17 protein-coding genes and 1 rRNA gene are annotated in these 22,281 nt (G+C 68.1%); 12 read left to right on the forward strand and 6 right to left on the reverse strand.

Translation table 11 applies throughout. The features are described from left to right. Positions 1 to 594 precede the first annotated feature (594 nt). Complete coding sequence (locus tag OG746_RS13805) at positions 595 to 1,170, forward strand: hypothetical protein (protein ID WP_266714883.1); 576 nt, start codon at positions 595 to 597, stop codon at positions 1,168 to 1,170. 56 nt (positions 1,171 to 1,226) lie between these two features. Beyond that, a complete protein-coding gene (locus tag OG746_RS13810) occupies positions 1,227 to 1,598 on the forward strand; it encodes a hypothetical protein (RefSeq protein WP_266714884.1) in 372 nt (123 codons plus the stop codon). A 37-nt stretch (positions 1,599 to 1,635) separates the two neighbouring features. On the opposite strand, the gene OG746_RS13815 is transcribed toward OG746_RS13810, so the two are convergent. The 4 genes from OG746_RS13815 to eccCa form a co-directional block, all read right to left on the reverse strand. Beyond that, complete coding sequence (locus tag OG746_RS13815) at positions 1,636 to 2,112, reverse strand: hypothetical protein (protein WP_266714885.1); 477 nt, start codon at positions 2,110 to 2,112, stop codon at positions 1,636 to 1,638. A 58-nt stretch (positions 2,113 to 2,170) separates the two neighbouring features. Further along, positions 2,171 to 3,190, reverse strand: a complete 1,020-nt coding sequence (locus OG746_RS13820) for an SUKH-4 family immunity protein (protein ID WP_266714886.1) — start codon at positions 3,188 to 3,190, stop codon at positions 2,171 to 2,173. A gap of 154 nt (positions 3,191 to 3,344) precedes the next feature. After that, entirely contained in the window at positions 3,345 to 3,617 is a 273-nt protein-coding gene (locus OG746_RS13825) for an SUKH-4 family immunity protein (RefSeq protein WP_266714887.1), read from the reverse strand. Positions 3,618 to 3,760: 143 nt separating this feature from the next. After that, entirely contained in the window at positions 3,761 to 7,702 is a 3,942-nt protein-coding gene (gene eccCa, locus OG746_RS13830; protein ID WP_266714888.1) for a type VII secretion protein EccCa, read from the reverse strand. 284 nt (positions 7,703 to 7,986) lie between these two features. On the opposite strand from eccCa, the gene eccD reads away from it, so the two are divergent. The 6 genes from eccD to OG746_RS13860 all read left to right on the forward strand — a co-directional run bounded on the left by eccD (position 7,987) and on the right by OG746_RS13860 (position 15,119). Beyond that, positions 7,987 to 9,456: a type VII secretion integral membrane protein EccD gene (eccD, locus tag OG746_RS13835; RefSeq protein ID WP_266714889.1), complete on the forward strand. Its 1,470-nt coding sequence runs from the start codon at positions 7,987 to 7,989 to the stop codon at positions 9,454 to 9,456. A 202-nt stretch (positions 9,457 to 9,658) separates the two neighbouring features. Continuing rightward, on the forward strand, positions 9,659 to 9,946 hold the full coding sequence (rpsO, locus tag OG746_RS13840) for a 30S ribosomal protein S15 (protein ID WP_266714890.1): 288 nt from the start codon (positions 9,659 to 9,661) through the stop codon (positions 9,944 to 9,946). Positions 9,947 to 10,239: 293 nt separating this feature from the next. Beyond that, positions 10,240 to 12,456, forward strand: a complete 2,217-nt coding sequence (locus tag OG746_RS13845; protein ID WP_266714891.1) for a polyribonucleotide nucleotidyltransferase — start codon at positions 10,240 to 10,242, stop codon at positions 12,454 to 12,456. Beyond that, a complete protein-coding gene (locus OG746_RS13850; protein WP_266714892.1) occupies positions 12,453 to 13,829 on the forward strand; it encodes a M16 family metallopeptidase in 1,377 nt (458 codons plus the stop codon). Before OG746_RS13845 ends, OG746_RS13850 begins: the two co-directional genes overlap by 4 nt. Positions 13,830 to 13,901: 72 nt before the next feature. After that, positions 13,902 to 14,657 (forward strand): 4-hydroxy-tetrahydrodipicolinate reductase, encoded by a 756-nt coding sequence (gene dapB / locus OG746_RS13855; protein ID WP_266714893.1) that lies wholly within the window; start codon positions 13,902 to 13,904, stop codon positions 14,655 to 14,657. A 9-nt stretch (positions 14,658 to 14,666) separates the two neighbouring features. Next, on the forward strand, positions 14,667 to 15,119 hold the full coding sequence (locus tag OG746_RS13860) for a tetratricopeptide repeat protein (protein ID WP_266714894.1): 453 nt from the start codon (positions 14,667 to 14,669) through the stop codon (positions 15,117 to 15,119). Positions 15,120 to 15,213: 94 nt separating this feature from the next. Here OG746_RS13860 and OG746_RS13865 read toward each other — a convergent pair whose 3' ends face one another. Next, complete coding sequence (locus OG746_RS13865) at positions 15,214 to 15,768, reverse strand: SCO5741 family PH domain-containing membrane protein (RefSeq protein ID WP_266714895.1); 555 nt, start codon at positions 15,766 to 15,768, stop codon at positions 15,214 to 15,216. Positions 15,769 to 15,884: 116 nt separating this feature from the next. Next, the gene (locus OG746_RS13870; protein WP_266714896.1) at positions 15,885 to 16,124 is read right to left on the reverse strand and encodes a hypothetical protein; all 240 of its coding nucleotides are present in this window, start codon (positions 16,122 to 16,124) and stop codon (positions 15,885 to 15,887) included. Between the two features lie 220 nt (positions 16,125 to 16,344). On the opposite strand from OG746_RS13870, the gene thyX reads away from it, so the two are divergent. The 4 genes from thyX (at position 16,345) to OG746_RS13890 (ending at position 22,093) form a co-directional block, all read left to right on the forward strand. Then, on the forward strand, positions 16,345 to 17,085 hold the full coding sequence (gene thyX, locus OG746_RS13875; RefSeq protein WP_266714897.1) for an FAD-dependent thymidylate synthase: 741 nt from the start codon (positions 16,345 to 16,347) through the stop codon (positions 17,083 to 17,085). 219 nt (positions 17,086 to 17,304) lie between these two features. Continuing rightward, on the forward strand, positions 17,305 to 18,204 hold the full coding sequence (gene dapA / locus OG746_RS13880) for a 4-hydroxy-tetrahydrodipicolinate synthase (protein WP_266714898.1): 900 nt from the start codon (positions 17,305 to 17,307) through the stop codon (positions 18,202 to 18,204). A gap of 148 nt (positions 18,205 to 18,352) precedes the next feature. After that, the gene (locus OG746_RS13885) at positions 18,353 to 20,038 is read left to right on the forward strand and encodes a ribonuclease J (RefSeq protein ID WP_266714899.1); all 1,686 of its coding nucleotides are present in this window, start codon (positions 18,353 to 18,355) and stop codon (positions 20,036 to 20,038) included. Positions 20,039 to 20,567: 529 nt separating this feature from the next. Further along, a 16S ribosomal RNA gene (locus tag OG746_RS13890) occupies positions 20,568 to 22,093 on the forward strand. Positions 22,094 to 22,281 lie beyond the last annotated feature (188 nt).

The raw sequence follows: 22,281 nt of genomic DNA on the forward strand, positions 1-22,281 counted from the left end.
ACCCTCCGCAGAAGCCCGAGGCACGCACCTTCCCCTGCGACGTGGTGTCCGGTTTCGAACCCGGTACGTCCGGCAGGCACCCGGACTTCCCCGCCTTCGAGCTCGCGGACTTTCACCGCGTACCCCCGGCGAACCTCCCCTCGTCCCCTGGCACCCAGACGAGGACGTCAACGCCCCGGAAAGGACCACTCCGTGGTTCGAGGCGGTCAACACCTTTCAGGACGTCGAAGGCCCCGAGGACGACGAGTACGGCACGTGGATCGCCCCCGACCTCGCCACGTTCCTCACCTTGGCATCGAGATACATCGCCATTCGCTCCCAACTACGCATGACCACAAGCCGTTTGGAGCTCGCTACGCTGTCCACGCAGATCGAGGTCGGCCTCGGCAGCACTGTCCCCATGGCGATGTTCAGCTGGTGGACGGCAACGCTCAAGGACGTCATGTGAGTGGCAAGGGCCGGGGCGTCAACGCCACGTCGTGAAGCTCCCCGCAATGTGTCGAACATCGGCGACCCCCTCGGAGAGATCAGCGATCATGCCGTGTGCAGTTGGTGGACCGAGAACCTTCGGAGTCCGTAGGAATGGAGCTTCCCTTGTCCCTGGCGATACTGAACGACCCCGCCCCCGACGCCGTCGTCGCTCGGCTCCGCACCCCGTCCCAGGAGTGGGTGGAAGCGTGCACCGGTGAGCCCGGGACGTTCTTCCCGGTGATCGACATCGACAACGGTGGCTACCAGGGGAAGGGTGGCGTGGTCGGCTGGACGGCCGAGCCTGCCGAGATCTTCGCCGGTCACTACGGCAAGGACGACGTGATCCCCGCGTCCTGCGGCTGCATCGGCGTCTACGGCAGCGAGTACCACCTTATGGAGATGCCCACCGGCGAGATCTCGGTCTACGACCCCAACGGTTGGGACAGCGCCTCCGGCATGGCCTCCGCGCACGAGTTCGCCTCGGCCGCCCACGCGGGCGCCGCCATCGCGCTGCTCGCCGCCGTCGTCAAGGAACTGGACCGGCTCGATGACCTTGAGGACGAAGACGTACGGGACGAGTCCCTGGAAGCCGCCCTCCAGGAGTTCGGCGACTTCGTGCAGGCGCTCCCGCGGGACCTCGATGGTGCCCACTTCTGGGAAGCGGCGACGGAGAGTCTCGTCGACCACTACGAGCCGTAGCCCCCGGATGAGGCTCGGGATGAGCCACGTACCGCTGGTCGGTTAGGGTCGCGGGCATGACACGTACGGGTGGAGACGGCACCGGCCTGCAGTGGGAGGCGGACTTCTCGCGGAAGTGGGAGACCGAGCTTCCGCCGGAGGAGCGCGCGCTGGCCGAGGAGCGGGCGCGGGTCGCCGAGGTGGTGCGGCGCGAGCGGCTGCGGGGGATCGTGTGCGCGGCCGTCTTCCTCGCGGCGGCCGTCGCCGCGCTCGTCGGTCAGGCCGTAGGGAGCGCCGGCGCGGTCGCGATCGGTGCCAACGCCCTTGGTGTGGCGGGCGGTTGCTACGCGCTGTGGCTCGCCGTGCGGGGAACGGGCGGCATGGGACGTACGGGCCTGTGGGTCATGGTCGGCGCGCTGCTGGTCATCGGGGTCGGTCAGGCGATCTGACCCGCCTCCTGGTCTCGCCCGGCAGCCACCCATCCCTTCACGTCATCTTGCTCATGCTGGAGATCGTGCCTCCGCTGCCCGCCGCGAAGTCGACGTCGTTCTGTTCCTGGCGGATCAGCTGCTCGTTGAAGGACTCGTTCTCGTCGTGGTTCTTGGCCATCGCGCTGAGCGCGCCCCCGATGTTCGTCAGCTCCTGAGCCAGGTGCTTCATCGACTCGAACATTCCGGTCTGCAGACCCTCGTAGGCGATGCCGAACTTCTCGCCGATCTCGTCGTCGCCCCACGGCGGCATGTCCGCCTTGTCGGCGAAGCTGGTCAGGCCCTGGACGAAGCCCTCCACCTGGCCCTTCTCGGGGGCGGGGGCCTCGCCGCTGGTGGGGGCGCAGGCGTTCACGGAGGCGAGGCCGTTCTGCAGGGAGGCCGCCGCCTTGGCGAACGCGGTGCCCAGGTCCTGGAAGTTCGTGCCTTCGTCGGACAGGGTCGTCGTATCGGAACGGAATCCTTCGCGGGGCATGAGAGTCCTCTCGGGCTGCGAACGGGCGGACAGCGGACAGCTAACAGCGGCGTAGCGGTCAGAACAGCCCGTGCCACATCTGCTCGATGATCACCGACCACCAGTTGCCGGCGTCGTCGAAGCACGTGGGGTCGAGCGCGATCAGGCGGGCCTGGAGGTCGGCGACCGTCGACCCCGCCTCGTACGGGTTCCTGCCCACCATGAGCTCGCGCGTGGTGGCGAGCGTGGTGAGGCAGTGCGCGAAGGCGGCGACCGACGCGTTGACGTAACGGCCGCTGCCCGTCGTCGGGTTCGCCGCCCATACGCTGCCGGCCTCCTGCTGCACCGTGATGACGTACTGGCCGTCCGTGCCGATGCGGGTGTGCGCGGAGAGGATGTCGGCGGCGGGGGACAGCTCCGCACCGAGCTCCCGCAAGTGCGTCGCCGCGTCCACGAACAGCCCGCCGCGCGGCGGGCTCTCGGGCCGGTCCGCGGTGAAGAAGAAGCGGACGTCGGCGGGGAGCCCGGGGCTCGCGAGGGTGGCGCGCGCGGCGTCGGGGAGCGCGGCCGAAGCGAGCAGTTCCGTCCCGTAGCGCTGCACCGGAAGATTCCCCGGGAGCTCGGCCGGCAGCGTCGGCGCCGAGGCCGTCGGCGAGGGCAGCGGCACGCGGTGCGGGCGCGGCGGCGGCGCCTGGCCCGCGAGCTGCGCCATCGACGCCACCCGCTCGGTCAGCGCGGCGACGCCCTCCGCGCGCTCGGCCGGGTCCCCGCCGTACGGGTGGCTGGAGGAGAGTGCCGCGCTCGGGAAACCGGCCCTGAGCGCGTTGAGCGTGTAGCCGCCCGGCAGGGAGCCGGGGCTGAGGTCGGTGTGAACCGCCACCACGTTGCTCGCGGGTACGTCCGCGGCGCGCAGGTCCGCCCACGCCTGGTACTCGACGTGCGGCAGGCCCGGGCCCGAGACACGCGTCAGGTACGTCTCCTCGCCGGTGCGCGGATCGACGTACGTGAACACCGCGGTGTTGCCGGGGCCGGTGACGGCGGGGGAGCCGCCATCGGCCGGTTGTCCGGCTTGCCGTTCGTCCTGGTCGTGCGTGGTCACGGCTGGGTCTCCCTCGGACGGGGTGGTAAACGGTCAAGGAAGGCGGAGCGTTGACCGCAAAGTCTAGTGCCGCCCGGTGACAGCGGGCCGGGAGTGGGCCGGGAGTGGGCCGGGAGTGGGCCGGAGAGGGCCGCGAGAGAGCCCCCGGCCCCCGTCAACCCCGCCCCACCTGCCGCCGATACAGGCTGATCGCCGACTCCGGCGGAAAGTTCGGGACGTACATCGTCGAGCCGTCCGCCTTCGAGATGACCAGGTGGCTGCCTCCGTACGAAGGCGGCTCGGTCGGCGGGAAGGTCGCGTAGATCAGGAAGCCCAGGTCGAACTCCTGGACGTTGAGCGTCGCCGGGGTGCCGTCCGCGCACTGCGGCTGGAACGTCGTCCGGGCGATCGCGAGGGCCTCATCGGCGGTGCGCGGTGCGGTGGTCAACTTCCGTCTCCTCGGGTCTTGTTGCGCGTACGGCGCCGGGGATCGGATTCAACCGATCCCCGGCGCCGTACCGTACGCAAGAACTACACGCGCGTCAGCTGTGCCCATTGGGCGGCCGGCCCGGCCGACCAATGGCTCGCCGACTAATTGCTGCGCATCGGAAGCCAAGCCGTCTGCACCAGCTGCGCCCCACCCTTGCGGGTGACGAGCATGCCTCGGCCCTGCGGCAGCCGCTGAGGCTTGAGCGGGCCGAAGATCTGGCCCTCGGCCGGGTCGCCGGACAGCACAAGGCCCGTCGCGCCGAGCTCCTTCATGCGCTGCATGACCGGCTCGAAGGACGAACGCGCCGCACCGGAGGAGCTGCGCGCGATGATGATGCGCAGGCCCAGGTCGCGGGCGAACGGCAGGTACTCGAGCAGCGACTGGAGCGGGTTGCCCGAGCTGGTGGCCACCAGGTCGTAGTCGTCGACGATGATGAACGCGTCCGGCAGGTCGTACCACGAGCGGTTGCGCAGCTGCTCCGGAGTGACGTCCGGACCCGGCATACGGCGGCCCATGGAACCCGCGAGGCTCGTGACGACCTCCTGGAGCTGCGGTCCCGAAGCGCAGTACTTGTAGAGGTGCGACTCGGGCATCTCGCTCAGGTGCGCGCGCCGGTAGTCGCCGACGACGATGAGCGCCTTGTCGGTCGCGTACCGCTCGGAGATCTGCTTGGCGATCATGCGCAGCACCGCCGACTTACCGGACTCGGACTCTCCGTAGACCACCATCAGCGGGTCGGTCTCGAAGTCGATGAACGACGGCGAGAGCGTCGTCTCGTCGACACCGATCGCGACGCCCCGCTCGGGGAAGTCGCTGCCCTTGGGGACCTCGCTGATGTGCAGCTTGGTCGGCAGCATGCGCACCGGCGGGGCCGGCGGGCCCTGCCAGTGCTCGGAGATCGTCGTCACCATGTGCTCGATGGCCTGGCCGAGGGTCTCCACGTCGGAGGCGGCGTCGATCCGGGGCAGGGCGCCGAGCGAGCTGAGCTTGTCCGGGGTCAGACCGCGACCGGGCATGCCGAGCGGCACGGCCTCCATCTTCTTGCGGTCGAACTCGGACTCCATCGGGTCACCGAGCTTGAGCTCCACACGGTTGAGGAGCTGGTCGCGCAGGGCGGGCCGGACCTCGGTGTAGCGGCCGGAGCCGATGATCAGGTGGACGCCGAAGCCGAGGCCGCGCGAGGCCAGGTCGAGGATGACCGGGTCGAGCTGCTCGTAGTCGGTCTTGAAGGCGGCCCAGCCGTCGATGATGAGGAAGACGTCGCCCCACCGCTGGTCCGGGTACCGCCCGGCGGCGCGCCGGGACCGGAACGTACCGATGGAGTCGATGTTGTTGGCGCGGAAGAACTCCTCGCGCTCGTTGAGGATCCCGCGCACCTCGGCGACCGTACGGCGGACCTTCTCGGAGTCGAGGCGCGAGGCGGCCCCGCCGACGTGCGGCAGGCCCTCCATCGCGAGCATGCCGCCGCCACCGAAGTCCAGGCAGTAGAACTGCACTTCGGACGGGGTGTGGGTGAGCGCGAACGAGGTCATGATCGACCGGATCAGCGTCGACTTGCCGGACTGCGGACCACCGACCACGAGACCGTGACCGGACGAACCGGAGAAGTCCAGGTACTGGATGTCGCGCCGCTGCTCGAACGGCTTGTCCACCAGCGCCATCGGCACGACCAGCTTGCCGAGCGCCGGGTAGTCGGCGGCGTGCAGGCCGCGCTCCGGAGTCGTCGACAGCGGCGGGAGCAGCGAGTCCACCGAAGGGGACTCCTCGAGCGGCGCCAGCCACACCTGGTGGGCGGGCGGACCCTGGCCGATCATGCGGGCCACGATCACGTCGAGGACGGTGTCCGCGAGCGCGTCGTCGACCTGGTCGGGAACGACCTCGGGCTCCGGCTCGTGAATGATCTGCTCGGCGACGGGCGCGGCCGTGAAGAGCACCGGCTGCCGGTGGGTGCGCGAGCCACCGCCACCGGAGCCGCCGGCGCGGTACACGCCACCGACGTACGCGGCCTTGAACTGGATCATCGTCTCGGTGTCGTACTTGAGGATGCCCGAGCCGGGGACGTTCGGCAGGTGGTACGCGTCGGGGACACCGATCGCGGTACGCGACTCGGCGGCCGAGAACGTACGCAGACCGATGCGGTACGACAGGAAGGTGTCGAGGCCGCGGAGCTTGCCCTCTTCCAGGCGCTGCGAGGCGAGCAGCATGTGCACACCCATGGACCGGCCGATGCGGCCGATCTGGATGAACATGTCGATGAAGTCGGGCCGGGCCGTGAGGAGTTCGGAGAACTCGTCGAGCACCATGACGAGGGACGGCAGCGGGTCCAGCGGGGCGCCGGCCGCACGGGCCTTCTCGTAGTCGGTGATGTTCGCGTAGTTGCCCGCCGAGCGGAGCAGCTCCTGGCGGCGCTGGAGCTCACCGGTGATCGAGTCGCGCATGCGGTCGATCAGGGTGAGGTCGTCGGCCAGGTTGGTGATCACGGCGGCGACGTGCGGGAGTTCGGACATGCCCGCGAAGGTCGCGCCGCCCTTGAAGTCGGCGAGGATGAAGTTCAGCGTCTCCGAGGAGTGCGTCACCGAGAGCGCGAGCACGAGCGTGCGGAGCACCTCGGACTTACCGGAACCGGTGGCGCCGACGCACAGGCCGTGCGGGCCCATGCCCTCCTGGGAGGCCTCCTTGATGTCGAGCATGACCGGCTGCCCGTCGCGGTCCACACCGAGCGGCACACGCAGCCGCTCGTGCAGCGTGCGGGGCCGCCAGGTGCGCCCGACGTCCACCGAACCGGCGTCGCCGATGCCCATCAGCTCGGTGAAGTCCAGGTTGGCGAGGAGCGGTTCGTCGCCGTCCGCCGAACCGGCGCGCAGCGGCGCGAGCTGGCGCGCCAGCGCCTCGGCCTCGGTGAGCGACAGGGTGTCGCAGGTGCCGGTGTACTGGGTGCCGCCCTGCGACTCGAGCAGCAGGCTGTCCGGCTGGACCTGCACGGACAGCGAGCCGCGCAGCTCCTCGACGATGCCGGGGACCACCTCGATGATGGTGACGCCCTGCAGGCCCTCGGCGCCCGCGATGAGCGAGTCGTCGGGGATGTCTCCGCCGTCCATGACGACGACGAGGTGCGGCTGGTCGACGACCGGTGCGCCCTGCGGGTTGAACCGGCCGCGGCCCTCCAGCTCGTCGGCGAGCATCTCCTCGACCTCGCCGAGGTCGCCCACGATCACGCGCTGGGAGCCCGCGCCGTCGGTGCTGCTGTGCTGCACGTGCGGCAGCCACTTCGTCCACTCCCACTCGGCCATCGCGCCGGGCGACGCGACGACGACGACCCGCAGGTCCTCGGGCGAGTGCAGGGTGCACAGTTGGGCGATCATCGCCCGGGCGGCCCCGTACGTGGTGTCCGGATCACCGGAGACGCTCACGTGGTAGAAGGAGCGCAGCGACACGGCCAACGGCAGTGCGTCCAGCGTGCCGTGGGTCTCCAGGAACGACTTCATCGCGTGCGCGGTGAGCGGTTCCAGCTCGTCGAGCGGCGCAGTCTCGGGCGCCATCAAGGGAGTTGCCAGCTGCTGCGGGCCGAGCCCGAGCCGCACCTGAGTGAAGTCCGAGTCGCTGCCGCGCCGTTCCCACACCCGGCGGCCCTCGGCGACCAGCGCCCACAGCTGCTCGGGGTTGGGGTGCAGGAAGTACTGTCCGTCCCGCTGCATGCGCGCGGTGGTGCGCACGTCACGCCGGATCTGGGTCAAGTACTTGAGGTAGTCCTGGCGTTCCTGGGCCATCTCGGCCCCGCCGCCCTGCCGGGCCTTGACCAACTGCGTCAGCGCCATGGCCAGGGTGGAGACGATCATGACGCCACCCATGATCTTCATGATCGACTGGCCGGACGTGAAGAAGAACGCCGACGACGTGCCCATGCCCAGCATGGGCAGCAGGCTCATCATGAGGTTCTGGTCCTCGGCCCGCGCCAGCTCCGGCGGCGGCTCGAGACGCACCTCGTCCGTCGGTACGTCGGGTGGCAACACCCGAGGCGGTCGCTTGACGATGACCACGCTCACCGAAGCACCAGTCCTTAAATCTTCAGTCGTCGATCAGTTCAGCGCGCACGGATGTCGTGCACGTCGGGACATGTCGGACCGCCCCCGTTACTGGCGGTTCCCCCAGGCCGAAGGCAAAGAGCTCCGGCGTGCCCGGTGATCCTACTGACTCTCGTCAAGTGCCGGGGCCTGTGGGGTGAGATGGGCTCAGGACGCTACGCTGTCGCACCGCGCGTGACGCCGTCCGGACGCCGCGCCGCCGCACCGATGCCACACCAAGTCATGACATTAGGGGGAACCGCGAGGTGAGCACCACAGCTCTTGCCGGAGGCGGAACCGGCTTCTGCCGGGTCACCGTCGCCGCACCGGACGCACGTATCGATGTGGCCCTGCCCGAGGACGCCGCTCTGGCCGACATCTACCCGGAGATCCTCCAGCTCTCCGGGCAGAGCCAGGCCGAGGGCGACCCCACCGGGTACCACCTGGTCCGCCGGGACGGCACCGTTCTCGACGCCGGCCGCTCGCTCGCGGACCAGCGGGTCCTCGACGGCGACGTGCTGATGCTGCGCCCGTTCTCCGAGTCGCTGCCCGCCGCCGTGTTCGACGACGTCTCCGACGCGGTCGCCTCCGCCGTGCGCCGGGACCGGCGCCGCTGGAGCGACGACCTGATGAGCGTCGTCGGTCTCGGCGCGGGCGTCCTGCTGCTGTCGCTGATGGCGTTCGCGCTCTGGTTCTCGAACCCGATCAAGCGCGACATGCACAGCCTGCCCGGCATCATCGCCGGTGTCGTCGGCGTGCTGCTCGTGGCCCTCTCCGTGGTCCGTGCGCGGGTGTACGACGACCGTGCCGCGTCCACCTCGCTGGGTCTCGCCGCCCTGCCGCACCTGCTGATCGCGGGCTCGGGGATCTTCCCGACCGGTGCCGACTCGGGCCCGGGCCGGCTGCAGCTGCTGTCCGGCTGTGTCGTGGTGCTGATCGCCTCCGCGCTGCTCGTGGTGCTGCTGCCGCACGGCGACGCCGTCTTCGTCGCGGCGGCCCTCGGCTCGGCCATCGGCGCCCTGGCCACGTTCGGCGCGCTGATGACCGAGGCCTCGCCGAGCGAGGTCGCCGGCGTCACCGCGGTCGTCGCGATCATCGCGCTGGCCTGGCTGCCCGGCATGTCCGCCCGCTCCGCCCGGCTGCCCATCGGTTACCGCTCGCCGGACCAGATCTCCCAGGGCCGCGACTACGGGCGCGACGAGGAAGAGCACATCGACTTCGACCGCATCGGTGCCCAGGTCCGCCGCGCCCACGAGCTGCTCCTCGGCCTCGTCATCGGCTGCGCGGCGCTCGCCGTCGCCTCGGCCGGTGTGGTTCTCGGCTTCTCCGACGACGTCTGGGCGCAGCTGCTCGCCCTGGCCGCCGGCATCGCCCTCATGCTGCGCGCCCGTCTGTTCGACTACACCGCGCAGGTCGCGTCCCTGGTCGTGGGCGGCCTGGTGATTCTCGGTCTGCTGATCCTCGGCGTGACCCTGAACACCCCGCACGCCCTGCTCCAGAGCTTCATCCAGGGCGACAGCGCCCCGCTCAACATCCACATCCTCTGGTTCGCCGCCGCGATCGGCGGGGGAGCGGCCCTGCTCGTGATCGTCGGCCTGTCCGTGCCGCGCAAGGGTGTCTCCCCGTTCTGGGGTCGCATGCTCGACCTGTTCGACGGCTTCGTGCTGCTGACCCTCGTACCGCTGTGCCTCGCGGTGCTCGGCCTCTACACGCAGGTGCGCAGCATGGTCAGCTGATCCGGGGCCCGGTCGGCCGTCGTCAGGACGGCCGCCGGGCGGCTGGTACGCTGTGTGACGGCCGTTTGTGTACGCGCCCCCGGCATTGCAGGACATTCCTGGGGGCAGCGCCCAGCGGATCCCCGCCTCCCGAGTTGTGGAAGCTCTCCTGAGATTTAGACCAGGGGCACTCGGCGGCAATCAGACTCTACGAGGAGTAAGCGTGGCTCTCGACACCGCTACGAAGAAGCAGATCATGACCGAGTTCGGCACCAAGGAGGGCGACACCGGCTCTCCCGAGGTCCAGGTCGCCATGCTCTCCCGCCGCATCTCGGACCTGACCGAGCACCTCAAGACGCACAAGCACGACCACCACTCGCGTCGTGGCCTGCTCATCCTGGTCGGTCAGCGTCGCCGCCTGCTGCAGTACCTGGCCAAGAAGGACATCCAGCGCTTCCGTGTGCTGGTCGAGCGCCTCGGCATCCGCCGCGGTGCGGCCGGCGCCCGATAAAGACGCTGTGAGAGGGGGCGGTTCCCGATTGAGGGGGCCGCTCCCTTTGCCGTACGTGCGCACTGTCGCCGAGGCTTTGTAGTCTAGTGACGTACGACTACGCATATGAGGAGAAGCGCCACCTCGCCGCCGCCGGTCCTCGGTAGTGGCCCCCGGAGACGCAAGAGGATCCCCGGGAGCTTCGATCGAAGACCGGCCCGCACTCAAGGCACGCTTCTCCGTTCGTCCCTCGGCCACACGGGCCGTGCTGGACAAAAGACGCATTCAGACGAAAGTAAACGGAGAAAACGCTAGTGGAGAACGAGACCCACTACGCCGAGGCCGTCATTGACAACGGCTCCTTCGGCACCCGCACCATCCGCTTCGAGACGGGCCGTCTGGCCCGCCAGGCCGCCGGCTCCGCCGTCGCCTACCTCGACGACGACACCATGGTGCTCTCGGCCACCTCGGCCTCGAAGAACCCCAAGGACAACCTCGACTTCTTCCCCCTCACGGTGGACGTCGAGGAGCGGCAGTACGCGGCCGGCAAGATCCCCGGCAGCTTCTTCCGCCGCGAGGGTCGGCCCTCCGAGGACGCGATCCTCACCTGCCGCCTCATCGACCGCCCGCTGCGCCCGTCCTTCAAGAAGGGCCTGCGCAACGAGATCCAGGTCGTCGCCACGATCATGGCGCTCAACCCCGACCACCTGTACGACGTCGTGGCGATCAACGCCGCGTCCGCGTCCACGCAGCTGGCCGGCCTGCCCTTCTCCGGCCCGGTCGGCGGCGTCCGCGTCGCGCTGATCAACGGCCAGTGGGTCGCGTTCCCGACGCACACCGAGCTCGAGGACGCCGTCTTCGACATGGTCGTCGCCGGTCGCGTCCTCGAGGACGGCGACGTCGCGATCATGATGGTCGAGGCCGAGGCCACCGACAAGACCATCCAGCTGGTCAAGGGCGGCGCCGAGGCGCCGACCGAGGAGGTCGTCGCCGCCGGTCTGGACGCCGCGAAGCCCTTCATCAAGGTCCTCTGCAAGGCCCAGTCGGACCTCGCCGCGAAGGCCGCCAAGCCGACCGCCGAGTTCCCGATCTTCCTGGACTACCAGGACGACGTGCTCGAGGCCCTGACCTCCGCGGTCAAGACCGAGCTCTCCGCCGCCCTCACCATCGCGGGCAAGCAGGAGCGCGAGGCCGAGCTGGACCGCGTCAAGGGTCTGGCCGCCGAGAAGCTCCTCCCGGAGTTCGAGGGCCGCGAGAAGGAGATCTCCGCCGCGTACCGCTCGCTGACCAAGTCCCTGGTCCGTGAGCGCGTCATCAAGGAGAAGAAGCGCATCGACGGCCGCGGTGTCACCGACATCCGCACCCTGGCCGCCGAGGTCGAGGCCATCCCGCGCGTGCACGGCTCGGCCCTGTTCGAGCGTGGCGAGACCCAGATCCTGGGCGTCACCACGCTGAACATGCTGCGCATGGAGCAGCAGCTGGACACCCTTTCGCCGGTGACCCGCAAGCGCTACATGCACAACTACAACTTCCCGCCGTACTCCGTCGGTGAGACGGGCCGCGTGGGCTCCCCGAAGCGCCGCGAGATCGGCCACGGCGCGCTCGCCGAGCGCGCGATCGTGCCGGTCCTGCCGACGCGCGAGGAGTTCCCCTACGCGATCCGCCAGGTCTCCGAGGCGCTGGGCTCCAACGGCTCGACGTCCATGGGCTCGGTCTGCGCCTCCACCATGTCGCTGCTGAACGCCGGTGTGCCGCTGAAGGCCCCCGTCGCCGGTATCGCCATGGGCCTGATCTCGCAGGAGATCAAGGGCGAGACGCACTACGTCGCCCTCACCGACATCCTCGGTGCCGAGGACGCCTTCGGTGACATGGACTTCAAGGTCGCCGGCACCAAGGAGTTCGTGACCGCGCTCCAGCTGGACACGAAGCTCGACGGCATCCCGGCCTCCGTCCTGGCCGCCGCCCTCAAGCAGGCCCGTGACGCCCGCCTCCACATCCTCGACGTGATGATGGAAGCGATCGACGTCCCGGACGAGATGTCCCCGAACGCCCCGCGGATCATCACGGTCAAGATCCCCGTGGACAAGATCGGTGAGGTCATCGGCCCGAAGGGCAAGATGATCAACCAGATCCAGGAGGACACCGGCGCCGACATCACGATCGAGGACGACGGCACCATCTACATCGGTGCCCAGCAGGGTTCGCAGGCCGAGGCCGCCCGCGCCACGATCAACGGCATCGCCAACCCGACCATGCCGGAGGTCGGCGAGCGCTACCTGGGCACCGTCGTGAAGACGACGACCTTCGGCGCGTTCGTCTCGCTCATGCCGGGCAAGGACGGTCTGCTGCACATCTCGCAGATCCGCAAGCTCGCCGGCGGCAAGCGCGTGGAGAACGTCGAGGACGTCGTCGGCGTGGGCCAGAAGGTCCAGGTCGAGATCGCCGAGATCGACTCCCGCGGCAAGCTCTCCCTGATCCCCGTGGTCGAGGGCGAAGAGGGCGACGAGGCGAAGGACGACACCGACAAGTGACGTCCCGTAGCACCCAGGCGACGGCCCGCACCTCTTCGGAGGGGCGGGCCGTCGCCCGTACCCAAACCCTCATCAAGGGCACGAGCGGCATCGGCACGGTCCGCAAGACGACGCTGCCGAACGGCCTGCGCATCGTCACCGAGACCCTCCCCTCGGTCCGCTCGGCCACCTTCGGTATCTGGGCGCACGTCGGCTCGCGCGACGAGACGCCGACGCTGAACGGTGCGACGCACTACTTGGAGCACCTGCTCTTCAAGGGCACCAAGAAGCGCAGCGCACTGGACATCTCGGCCGCCATAGACGCGGTCGGCGGCGAGATGAACGCCTTCACGGCGAAGGAGTTCACGTGCTACTACGCGCGCGTGCTCGACACCGACCTGCCGCTCGCCATCGACGTCGTCTGCGACATGCTGACCGGCTCGCTCATCGAGGAGGAGGACGTCGACGCGGAGCGCGGCGTGATCCTCGAAGAGATCGCGATGACCGAGGACGACGCGGGCGACGTCGTGCACGACCTGTTCGCGCACACGATGCTCGGCGACACCCCGCTCGGCCGCCCGGTCCTCGGCTCGGTCGACACGGTCAACGCGCTCAGCCGGGGCCAGATCACGCGCTTCTACAAGAAGCACTACGACCCGACGCACCTGGTCGTGGCCGCGGCGGGCAACGTCGACCACAACAAGGTCGTACGCCAGGTCCGCGCAGCCTTCGACAAGGCGGGCGCACCGCAGGGCCCCGCCGCGCCGGTCGCCCCGCGCGCCGGCCGCAAGACCCTGCGCGCCGCCGGACGCATGGAGCTCCTCGGCCGCAAGACCGAGCAGGCCCACGTCATCCTCGGCATGCCGGGCCTCGCCCGTACGGATGACCGCCGCTGGGCCATGGGCGTGCTCAACACGGCGCTCGGCGGCGGCATGTCGTCCCGCCTGTTCCAGGAGGTCCGGGAGAAGCGCGGATTGGCGTACAGCGTGTACTCGTACACGTCGGGCTTCGCCGACTGCGGCCTCTTCGGCGTCTACGCGGGCTGCCGGCCCAGCCAGGTGCACGACGTGCTGAAGATCTGCCGCGACGAGCTGGACCACGTCGCGCAGCACGGCATCAGCGACGACGAGATCGGCCGTGCCATCGGCCAGCTCGCCGGTTCCACGGTCCTCGGCCTCGAGGACACCGGGGCGCTCATGCACCGCATCGGCAAGAGCGAGCTGTGCTGGGGCGAGCAGATGTCGGTCGACGCGATGCTGGAGCGCATCTCGGCGGTGACCCCGGACGAGGTGCGCGCGGTCGCACGCGACATCCTGGGACAGCGCCCGTCCCTGTCGGTCATCGGCCCGCTCAAGGACAAGCAGGCATCGCGCCTGCACGAAGCGGTCGCGTAACACCGCTTCCGTACGCATTTCAGTACGCATGCCGGTACGCATGTCAGTACGCACCGAAGGAACTGGGAGATCATGAGCAAGCTGCGCGTGGCGGTCATCGGGGCCAAGGGCCGCATCGGCTCCGAGGCCGTACGGGCCGTCGAGGCGGCCGAGGACATGGAGCTGGTCGCGGCCCTCGGCCGTGGCGACAAGCTGGACGTCCTCGTCGAGTCCGGCGCCCAGGTCGCGGTCGAACTGACCACGCCCGACTCGGTGATGGAGAACCTGGAGTTCTGTGCACGCCACGGAATCCACGCCGTCGTCGGCACCACGGGCTGGACCGACGAACGCCTCGCGCAGCTGAACCAGTGGCTGGCGGACTCCCCGCAGACGGGCGTGCTCATCGCCCCGAACTTCTCCATCGGCGCGGTCCTGACCATGAAGTTCGCGGAGGCGGCAGCGCCCTACTTCGAGTCCGTCGAGGTCATCGAGCTGCACCACCCGAAGAAGGTCGACGCCCCGTCCGGCACGGCCGCCCGCACCGCCCAGCTGATCGCCGCGGCGCGGGAGAAGGCGGGCAGCGCCCCCGCGCCCGACGCCACGGCCACAGCGCTCGACGGAGCGCGCGGCGCGGACGTCGACGGCGTTCCGGTCCACTCGGTCCGCCTGCGCGGCCTCCTGGCGCACCAGGAGGTCCTCCTGGGCGCCGAGGGCGAGACGCTCACGGTCCGGCACGACTCGCTGCACCACAGCAGCTTCATGCCGGGCATCCTGCTCGGCGCCCGCAAGGTCGTATCGACCCCCGGCCTCACCTTCGGCCTGGAACACTTCCTCGATCTGAACGGCTGACCTGCTGCGATGCGCGCGAAAATCACCTACGCCGTCACGGCCGTCGTCCTGGTCTTCTACTTCGTCCTGGCCGGCGACCGGGGCGTGATGCTCCTCCAGCAGGGCACGCTGCTCACGATCACCTTCGGTGTCGCGGTGCTGATCCTGCCGGTGATCGGCGTGTGGTTCCTGTGGGCGAACACCAGGTTCGTCACCAAGGCCAACCGGCTCGGCGAACTCCTGGAGTCGGAGGGCGGCCTGCCCGTCGACGAGCTCCGCCGCGACCAGTACGGCCGGATCGACCGCGACTCGGCCGACGAGGTCTTCGCCAAACGGAAGGCCGAGACGGAGGACGAGCCGGGGGACTGGCGCTGCTGGTTCCGCCTCGCCGTCGCCTACCGCGACGCACGGGACACCCCGCGCGCGCGGAAGGCGATGCAGCGCGCGATCGCACTCCATGAAGGCCGCTCCGTAGGAGTCTGAACCACGGCCGGTTCTCATCCACGTACGACGAAGGGGCCGCACCAGCACGATGCTGGTGCGGCCCCTTTCGTATGTGCGTGCACGCACGCGTGCGTCAGCGTCGGGCGCGGTACTCCTCGGCCCAGACCTCGACGGTGTCGGCGGCCCGGTCGAACGCCGTGCCCCGCCCCAGGAAGTCCGCGCCGTGACTGGTGAACAGCGTCGCCTGATCCCCCTGCTGATCCCGCTGTACGAGGATCAGCGCCTGCCCCTGCACGGTGCGCGGCAGCCCGAGCCAGCGCACGGGCTGCTGCACCGTACGTGCCGTGGCGACCCTGTCCCACGGCGCCGTGCGGGTGAAGAAGAAGCCGACGTGCCGCAGCCCGCGCGCGCTCACCCAGGTGCCCATGCGCAGCAGCCGCAGCGCCGACGCGATGATCAGCACCGCGAGAACGCCGCAGATCGTCGCGGCGGACGTGTCACCCGCGACGGCGATGATCACCGAGGCGAACAGCACGTACGACGCCAGGAGCAGCAGCAGCGCGGCCGCGCCCACCCGGTAAGGACCTGGCCGGTACGGGCGGCGCCACTGGTCGCGGTCGTCGAAGGGCAGCGGGATGTCCGCGGCCTCGTCGAAAGCACGGTCGGCCGTCAGGAAGGGCAGGGGCACGACGGGTCCTCACTCGGTCCACGCGGTATGGGGGCTGTGCCCGGTGAGGCTATCCGGGGTCGCACCGGCCTTCCACCCCAGGGGGGCCGGAGGTGGACAGGGCGACTCCGCGACCGTCAGCGACTGTCGGACGCCTCCGACTGCTGTACGTGCTGCGTGGTCTGATCGATCGACAGGGCCGGCATCCCGATCAGCAGAGCGCCTGCGAGACCGGCCACGACGGTGAGGCCGACGAGCGCGCGTCCGGCGCGCTGCCCGATGGAGGGACGCTCGCGCGGGGGCGGTGCGACGTTGCTACGGAACTTGTCGGCTTCGGCTATGAAGGCGAACGGTACGGGCTCGCGCCGACGAAACATGGGGCTGCTTCTCCTCAAGAGACTCTTGATGCTCGAACAAAGTGTGTTCATCTACACAGACGAGCGATCGCTTCAAAGGGTGCCCTGTTTCACCAAATTCACCAAACTTCGCTCCTCTTCGCCGGAGATCGTCGTGAGAAGCGCGCGAATGACCTGTTGTCAGTCGTGGCCCGTAGAGTGGGCGCCGCCCTTGCGAAGTGATGGGAAGGACCCCGGCAGCATGACCGAAACCCCAGCTGAAGACCTCAAGCCGACGTACCGCGGCGATGTCACCGTCGAGCTGGTGAAGCACACCGCGAGCGACACGGACGTGCTGTTCGCGGCCCGCGTCTCGACGCTCGGCGAGCAGTCGATCGACGAGCTGTCGAAGGACCCGGAGCGCTCCAAGGGCCTGATCAACTACCTGATGCGGGACCGGCACGGCAGCCCCTTCGAGCACAACTCGATGACGTTCCTGATCAGCGCCCCGATCTTCGTCTTCCGTGAGTTCATGCGACACCGCGTGGGCTGGTCGTACAACGAAGAGTCGGGCCGCTACAGGGAGCTCCAGCCGACGTTCTACGTCCCGGACGCCGAGCGCAAGCTGGTCCAGGAGGGCCGCCCGGGCAAGTACCGGTTCGTCGAGGGCACGCAGGCGCAGCAGGAGCTGACGGGCCGCGTGATGGAGGACTCGTACCGCCAGGCGTACGAGGCGTACCAGGAGATGCTGGCCGCGGGTGTCGCCCGCGAGGTGGCCCGCGCGGTGCTCCCGGTCGGCCTGTTCTCGTCGATGTACGCGACGTGCAACGCGCGCTCGCTGATGCACTTCCTCGGCCTGCGCACGCAGCACGAGCTCGCCAAGGTGCCGTCCTTCCCGCAGCGGGAGATCGAGATGGTCGGCGAGAAGATGGAGGCGGAGTGGGCCGCGCTCATGCCGCTCACCTACGCGGCGTTCAATGCCAACGGTCGTGTGGCGCCGTAGTCCGGGCATCGGCACAGATGTACGGGCGCTCGACCGAAGTGTCCGTATTGCGGCTTTTCGTAAAGTTCATCTAGCCTGATCAAACGGACCCGGCACTGCTTGAACCCCCGAGCAGGCAGTGCCGGGCTCCATCTTTGTCAGGCTTGTCGGCGATTCGTCCAGACTTGTCGCATCCCCCGAGGGGGGACCCGGTACTGAGCAGCGAGTAGCGTGTTACCCATGGCTCCGACCTCCACTCCGCAGACCCCCTTCGGGAGGGTCCTCACCGCCATGGTTACGCCCTTCGCGGCGGACGGCGCACTCGACCTCGACGGCGCGCAGCGGCTCGCCGCCCACCTGGTGGACGCAGGCAACGACGGCCTGGTCGTCAACGGCACCACCGGCGAGTCCCCGACCACCAGCGACGCGGAGAAATCGGATCTCGTACGAGCCGTCGTCGAAGCGGTCGGTGACCGCGCCCACGTCGTCGCCGGCGTCGGCACCAACGACACCCGCCACAGCATCGAGCTCGCCCGCCAGGCCCAGCAGGCCGGTGCGCACGCCCTGCTCGCTGTGACGCCGTACTACAACAAGCCCCCGCAAGAGGGCCTGCTCCGCCACTTCACGGCGATCGCCGACGCGACCGAGCTCCCCGTGATGCTCTACGACATTCCGGGCCGCAGCGGCGTTCCGATCAACACCGACACGATCGTCCGTCTCGCCGAGCACCCGCGCATCGTGGCCAACAAGGACGCCAAGGGCGACCTCGGCCGCGCCTCCTGGGCCCTCGCCCGCTCGGGTCTCGCCTGGTACTCCGGCGACGACATGCTCAACCTGCCGCTGCTCTCGGTCGGCGCGTGCGGCTTCGTCTCGGTCGTCGGCCACGTCGTCGCGCCCGAGCTGCGCGCCATGCTCGACGCCTTCACGACGGGTGACGTGCACAAGGCGACGGAGATCCACCAGAAGCTGCTCCCGGTGTTCACCGGCATGTTCCGCACGCAGGGTGTCATCACGACGAAGGCCGCCCTCGGCCTCCAGGGCCTCCCCGCAGGACCGCTGCGGCTGCCGCTCGTGGAACTCACCCCGGAAGAAACGGCCCAGCTCAAGATCGATCTTGCCGCCGGCGGGGTACAACTCTGATCACAGACTTTGCAAAGCTTCACAACTGAATGAACAGAATTACCAACTGAACAGCAAGACCCCAGGAACCACCACAACTGCTATTGCACGAACGTCATGCGCGCCACGTGCCTACAGGTACGTGGCGCGCGTGGTTGAGGAGAGTCTTTTGAGTCATCCGCATCCTGAACTCGGCGCCCCGCCGAAGCTTCCGAAGGGCGGCCTGCGGGTCACCCCGCTCGGCGGCCTCGGTGAGATCGGGCGCAACATGACCGTCTTCGAGTTCGAAGGCCGTCTGCTGATCGTCGACTGCGGAGTGCTCTTCCCCGAGGAGGAGCAGCCCGGAATCGACCTGATCCTGCCGGACTTCACGTCCATCAGGGACCGCCTCGACGACATCGAGGGCATCGTCCTGACGCACGGCCACGAGGACCACATCGGCGCCGTCCCGTATCTCCTCCGCGAGAAGCCGGACATCCCGCTGATCGGCTCCAAGCTGACCCTCGCTCTCATCGAGGCGAAGCTCCAGGAGCACCGCATCCGCCCGTACACGCTCGAGGTCTCCGAGGGCGAGCGCGAGCGGCTCGGCCCGTTCGACTGCGAGTTCATCGCGGTCAACCACTCCATCCCGGACGCGCTGGCCGTCGCCATCCGCACCCCGGCGGGCATGGTGGTCCACACCGGCGACTTCAAGATGGACCAGCTCCCGCTGGACCGTCGCCTGACCGACCTCCCGACCTTCGCCAGGCTCGGCGAGGAGGGCATCGACCTCCTCCTCACCGACTCGACGAACGCCGAGGTCCCGGGCTTCGTCCCGCCCGAGCGCGACATCTCGAACGTGATCCGCGGCGTCTTCGGGAGCGCCCAGAAGCGCATCATCGTGGCCTCGTTCGCCAGCCACGTGCACCGCATCCAGCAGATCCTGGACGCCGCGCACGAGTACGGCCGCCGGGTCGCCTTCGTCGGCCGCTCGATGGTCCGCAACATGGGCATCGCCCGGGACCTCGGCTATCTGAAGGTCCCCGCCGGCCTGGTGGTGGACGTCAAGACGCTCGACGACCTGCCCGACAGCCAGGTCGTCCTGGTCTGCACGGGCTCCCAGGGCGAGCCGATGGCCGCCCTGTCCCGCATGGCCAACCGCGACCACCAGATCCGGATCGTCTCCGGTGACACGGTGATCCTGGCGTCGTCGCTGATCCCCGGCAACGAGAACGCGGTCTACCGCGTGATCAACGGCCTGACCCGCTGGGGCGCGAACGTGGTCCACAAGGGCAACGCCAAGGTGCACGTCTCGGGCCACGCGTCCGCGGGCGAGCTCCTGTACTTCTACAACATCTGCAAGCCCAAGAACCTGATGCCGGTCCACGGCGAATGGCGCCACCTGCGCGCCAACGCCGAGCTCGGCGCCCTCACCGGCGTCCCGCACGACCGCATCGTCATCGCCGAGGACGGCGTCGTCGTCGACCTCGTCGAGGGCAAGGCGAAGATCTCCGGCAAGGTCCAGGCCGGCTACGTCTACGTGGACGGTCTCTCCGTCGGCGACATCGGCGAGCCCGTGCTCAAGGACCGCAAGATCCTCGGGGACGAGGGCATCATCTCGGTCTTCGTGGTCGTGGACTCCAGCACCGGCAAGATCACCAGCGGCCCGAACATCCAGGCCCGTGGTTCCGGTATCGAGGATTCGGCGTTCCACGCGGTCCTCCCGAGGATCCAGGACGTCCTGGAGAAGTCGGCCCAGGACGGCGTCGTCGAGCCCCACCAGCTGCAGCAGCTCATCCGCCGCACGCTGGGCAAGTGGGTCTCGGACACGTACCGCCGACGCCCGATGATCCTTCCGGTCGTCGTCGAGGTCTGAGGCACGTAAGGAGCGGGGCGCCTCGATTTGCATCGGGGCGCCCCGCTCCAGTACGTTTACGGCTCCGCTCAAGGGGAACCCGGCGCACCACGGTGCTCGGACCAAGTTCCCGACAGGGGCGGGAAATTCCGACTCAGAATCTCTGATAAAGTCGGCACCGCCGAAAGGCAAAGGCCCTCCAACGGCCACCGGAAATGAAATCCGAACCGGAAACGGAACGGAAAACGGATCTGGTAGAGTTGGAAACACGCAGTAACACTGCAAAGAAGTACCGAAGGGAAGCGCCCGGAGGAAAGCCCGAGAGGGTGAGTACAAAGGAAGCGTCCGTTCCTTGAGAACTCAACAGCGTGCCAAAAATCAACGCCAGATATGTTGATACCCCGTCTCCAGCATCTGCTGGGGCGAGGTTCCTTTGAAAAGTCCTGCAGGCCTTTGGGTCGGCAGGCGCACAGCGAGGACGCTGTGAACGGTCGGATTATTCCTCCGACTGTTCCGCTCTCGTGTGTGTCACCCCGATTACGGGGAAACATTCACGGAGAGTTTGATCCTGGCTCAGGACGAACGCTGGCGGCGTGCTTAACACATGCAAGTCGAACGATGAAGCCCTTCGGGGTGGATTAGTGGCGAACGGGTGAGTAACACGTGGGTAATCTGCCCTTCACTCTGGGACAAGCCTTGGAAACGAGGTCTAATACCGGATAACACTCCCATTCTCCTGGATGGGGGTTAAAAGCTCCGGCGGTGAAGGATGAGCCCGCGGCCTATCAGCTTGTTGGTGAGGTAATGGCTCACCAAGGCGACGACGGGTAGCCGGCCTGAGAGGGCGACCGGCCACACTGGGACTGAGACACGGCCCAGACTCCTACGGGAGGCAGCAGTGGGGAATATTGCACAATGGGCGAAAGCCTGATGCAGCGACGCCGCGTGAGGGATGACGGCCTTCGGGTTGTAAACCTCTTTCAGCAGGGAAGAAGCGAAAGTGACGGTACCTGCAGAAGAAGCGCCGGCTAACTACGTGCCAGCAGCCGCGGTAATACGTAGGGCGCAAGCGTTGTCCGGAATTATTGGGCGTAAAGAGCTCGTAGGCGGCTTGTCACGTCGATTGTGAAAGCTCGGGGCTTAACCCCGAGTCTGCAGTCGATACGGGCTAGCTAGAGTGTGGTAGGGGAGATCGGAATTCCTGGTGTAGCGGTGAAATGCGCAGATATCAGGAGGAACACCGGTGGCGAAGGCGGATCTCTGGGCCATTACTGACGCTGAGGAGCGAAAGCGTGGGGAGCGAACAGGATTAGATACCCTGGTAGTCCACGCCGTAAACGGTGGGCACTAGGTGTGGGCAACATTCCACGTTGTCCGCGCCGCAGCTAACGCATTAAGTGCCCCGCCTGGGGAGTACGGCCGCAAGGCTAAAACTCAAAGGAATTGACGGGGGCCCGCACAAGCAGCGGAGCATGTGGCTTAATTCGACGCAACGCGAAGAACCTTACCAAGGCTTGACATACACCGGAAACGTCTGGAGACAGGCGCCCCCTTGTGGTCGGTGTACAGGTGGTGCATGGCTGTCGTCAGCTCGTGTCGTGAGATGTTGGGTTAAGTCCCGCAACGAGCGCAACCCTTGTTCTGTGTTGCCAGCATGCCCTTCGGGGTGATGGGGACTCACAGGAGACCGCCGGGGTCAACTCGGAGGAAGGTGGGGACGACGTCAAGTCATCATGCCCCTTATGTCTTGGGCTGCACACGTGCTACAATGGCCGATACAATGAGCTGCGATACCGCAAGGTGGAGCGAATCTCAAAAAGTCGGTCTCAGTTCGGATTGGGGTCTGCAACTCGACCCCATGAAGTTGGAGTTGCTAGTAATCGCAGATCAGCATTGCTGCGGTGAATACGTTCCCGGGCCTTGTACACACCGCCCGTCACGTCACGAAAGTCGGTAACACCCGAAGCCGGTGGCCCAACCCCTTGTGGGAGGGAGCTGTCGAAGGTGGGACTGGCGATTGGGACGAAGTCGTAACAAGGTAGCCGTACCGGAAGGTGCGGCTGGATCACCTCCTTTCTAAGGAGCACTTCTTACCGAGTCCTACGGGATGAGGTCAGAGGCCACTACGTCGGCAAACGTTCGACGGTGGTTGCTCATGGGTGGAACGTTGATTATTCGGCACCGTCAGTCATCTCGGGCTGCAAGTACTGCTCTTCGGAGCGTGGAAAGCTGATCACGAGTGGCGAGGGTGTCGGGCACGCTGT

The organism is Streptomyces sp. NBC_01016 (genome assembly GCF_026341035.1).
Taxonomy (GTDB): domain Bacteria; phylum Actinomycetota; class Actinomycetes; order Streptomycetales; family Streptomycetaceae; genus Streptomyces.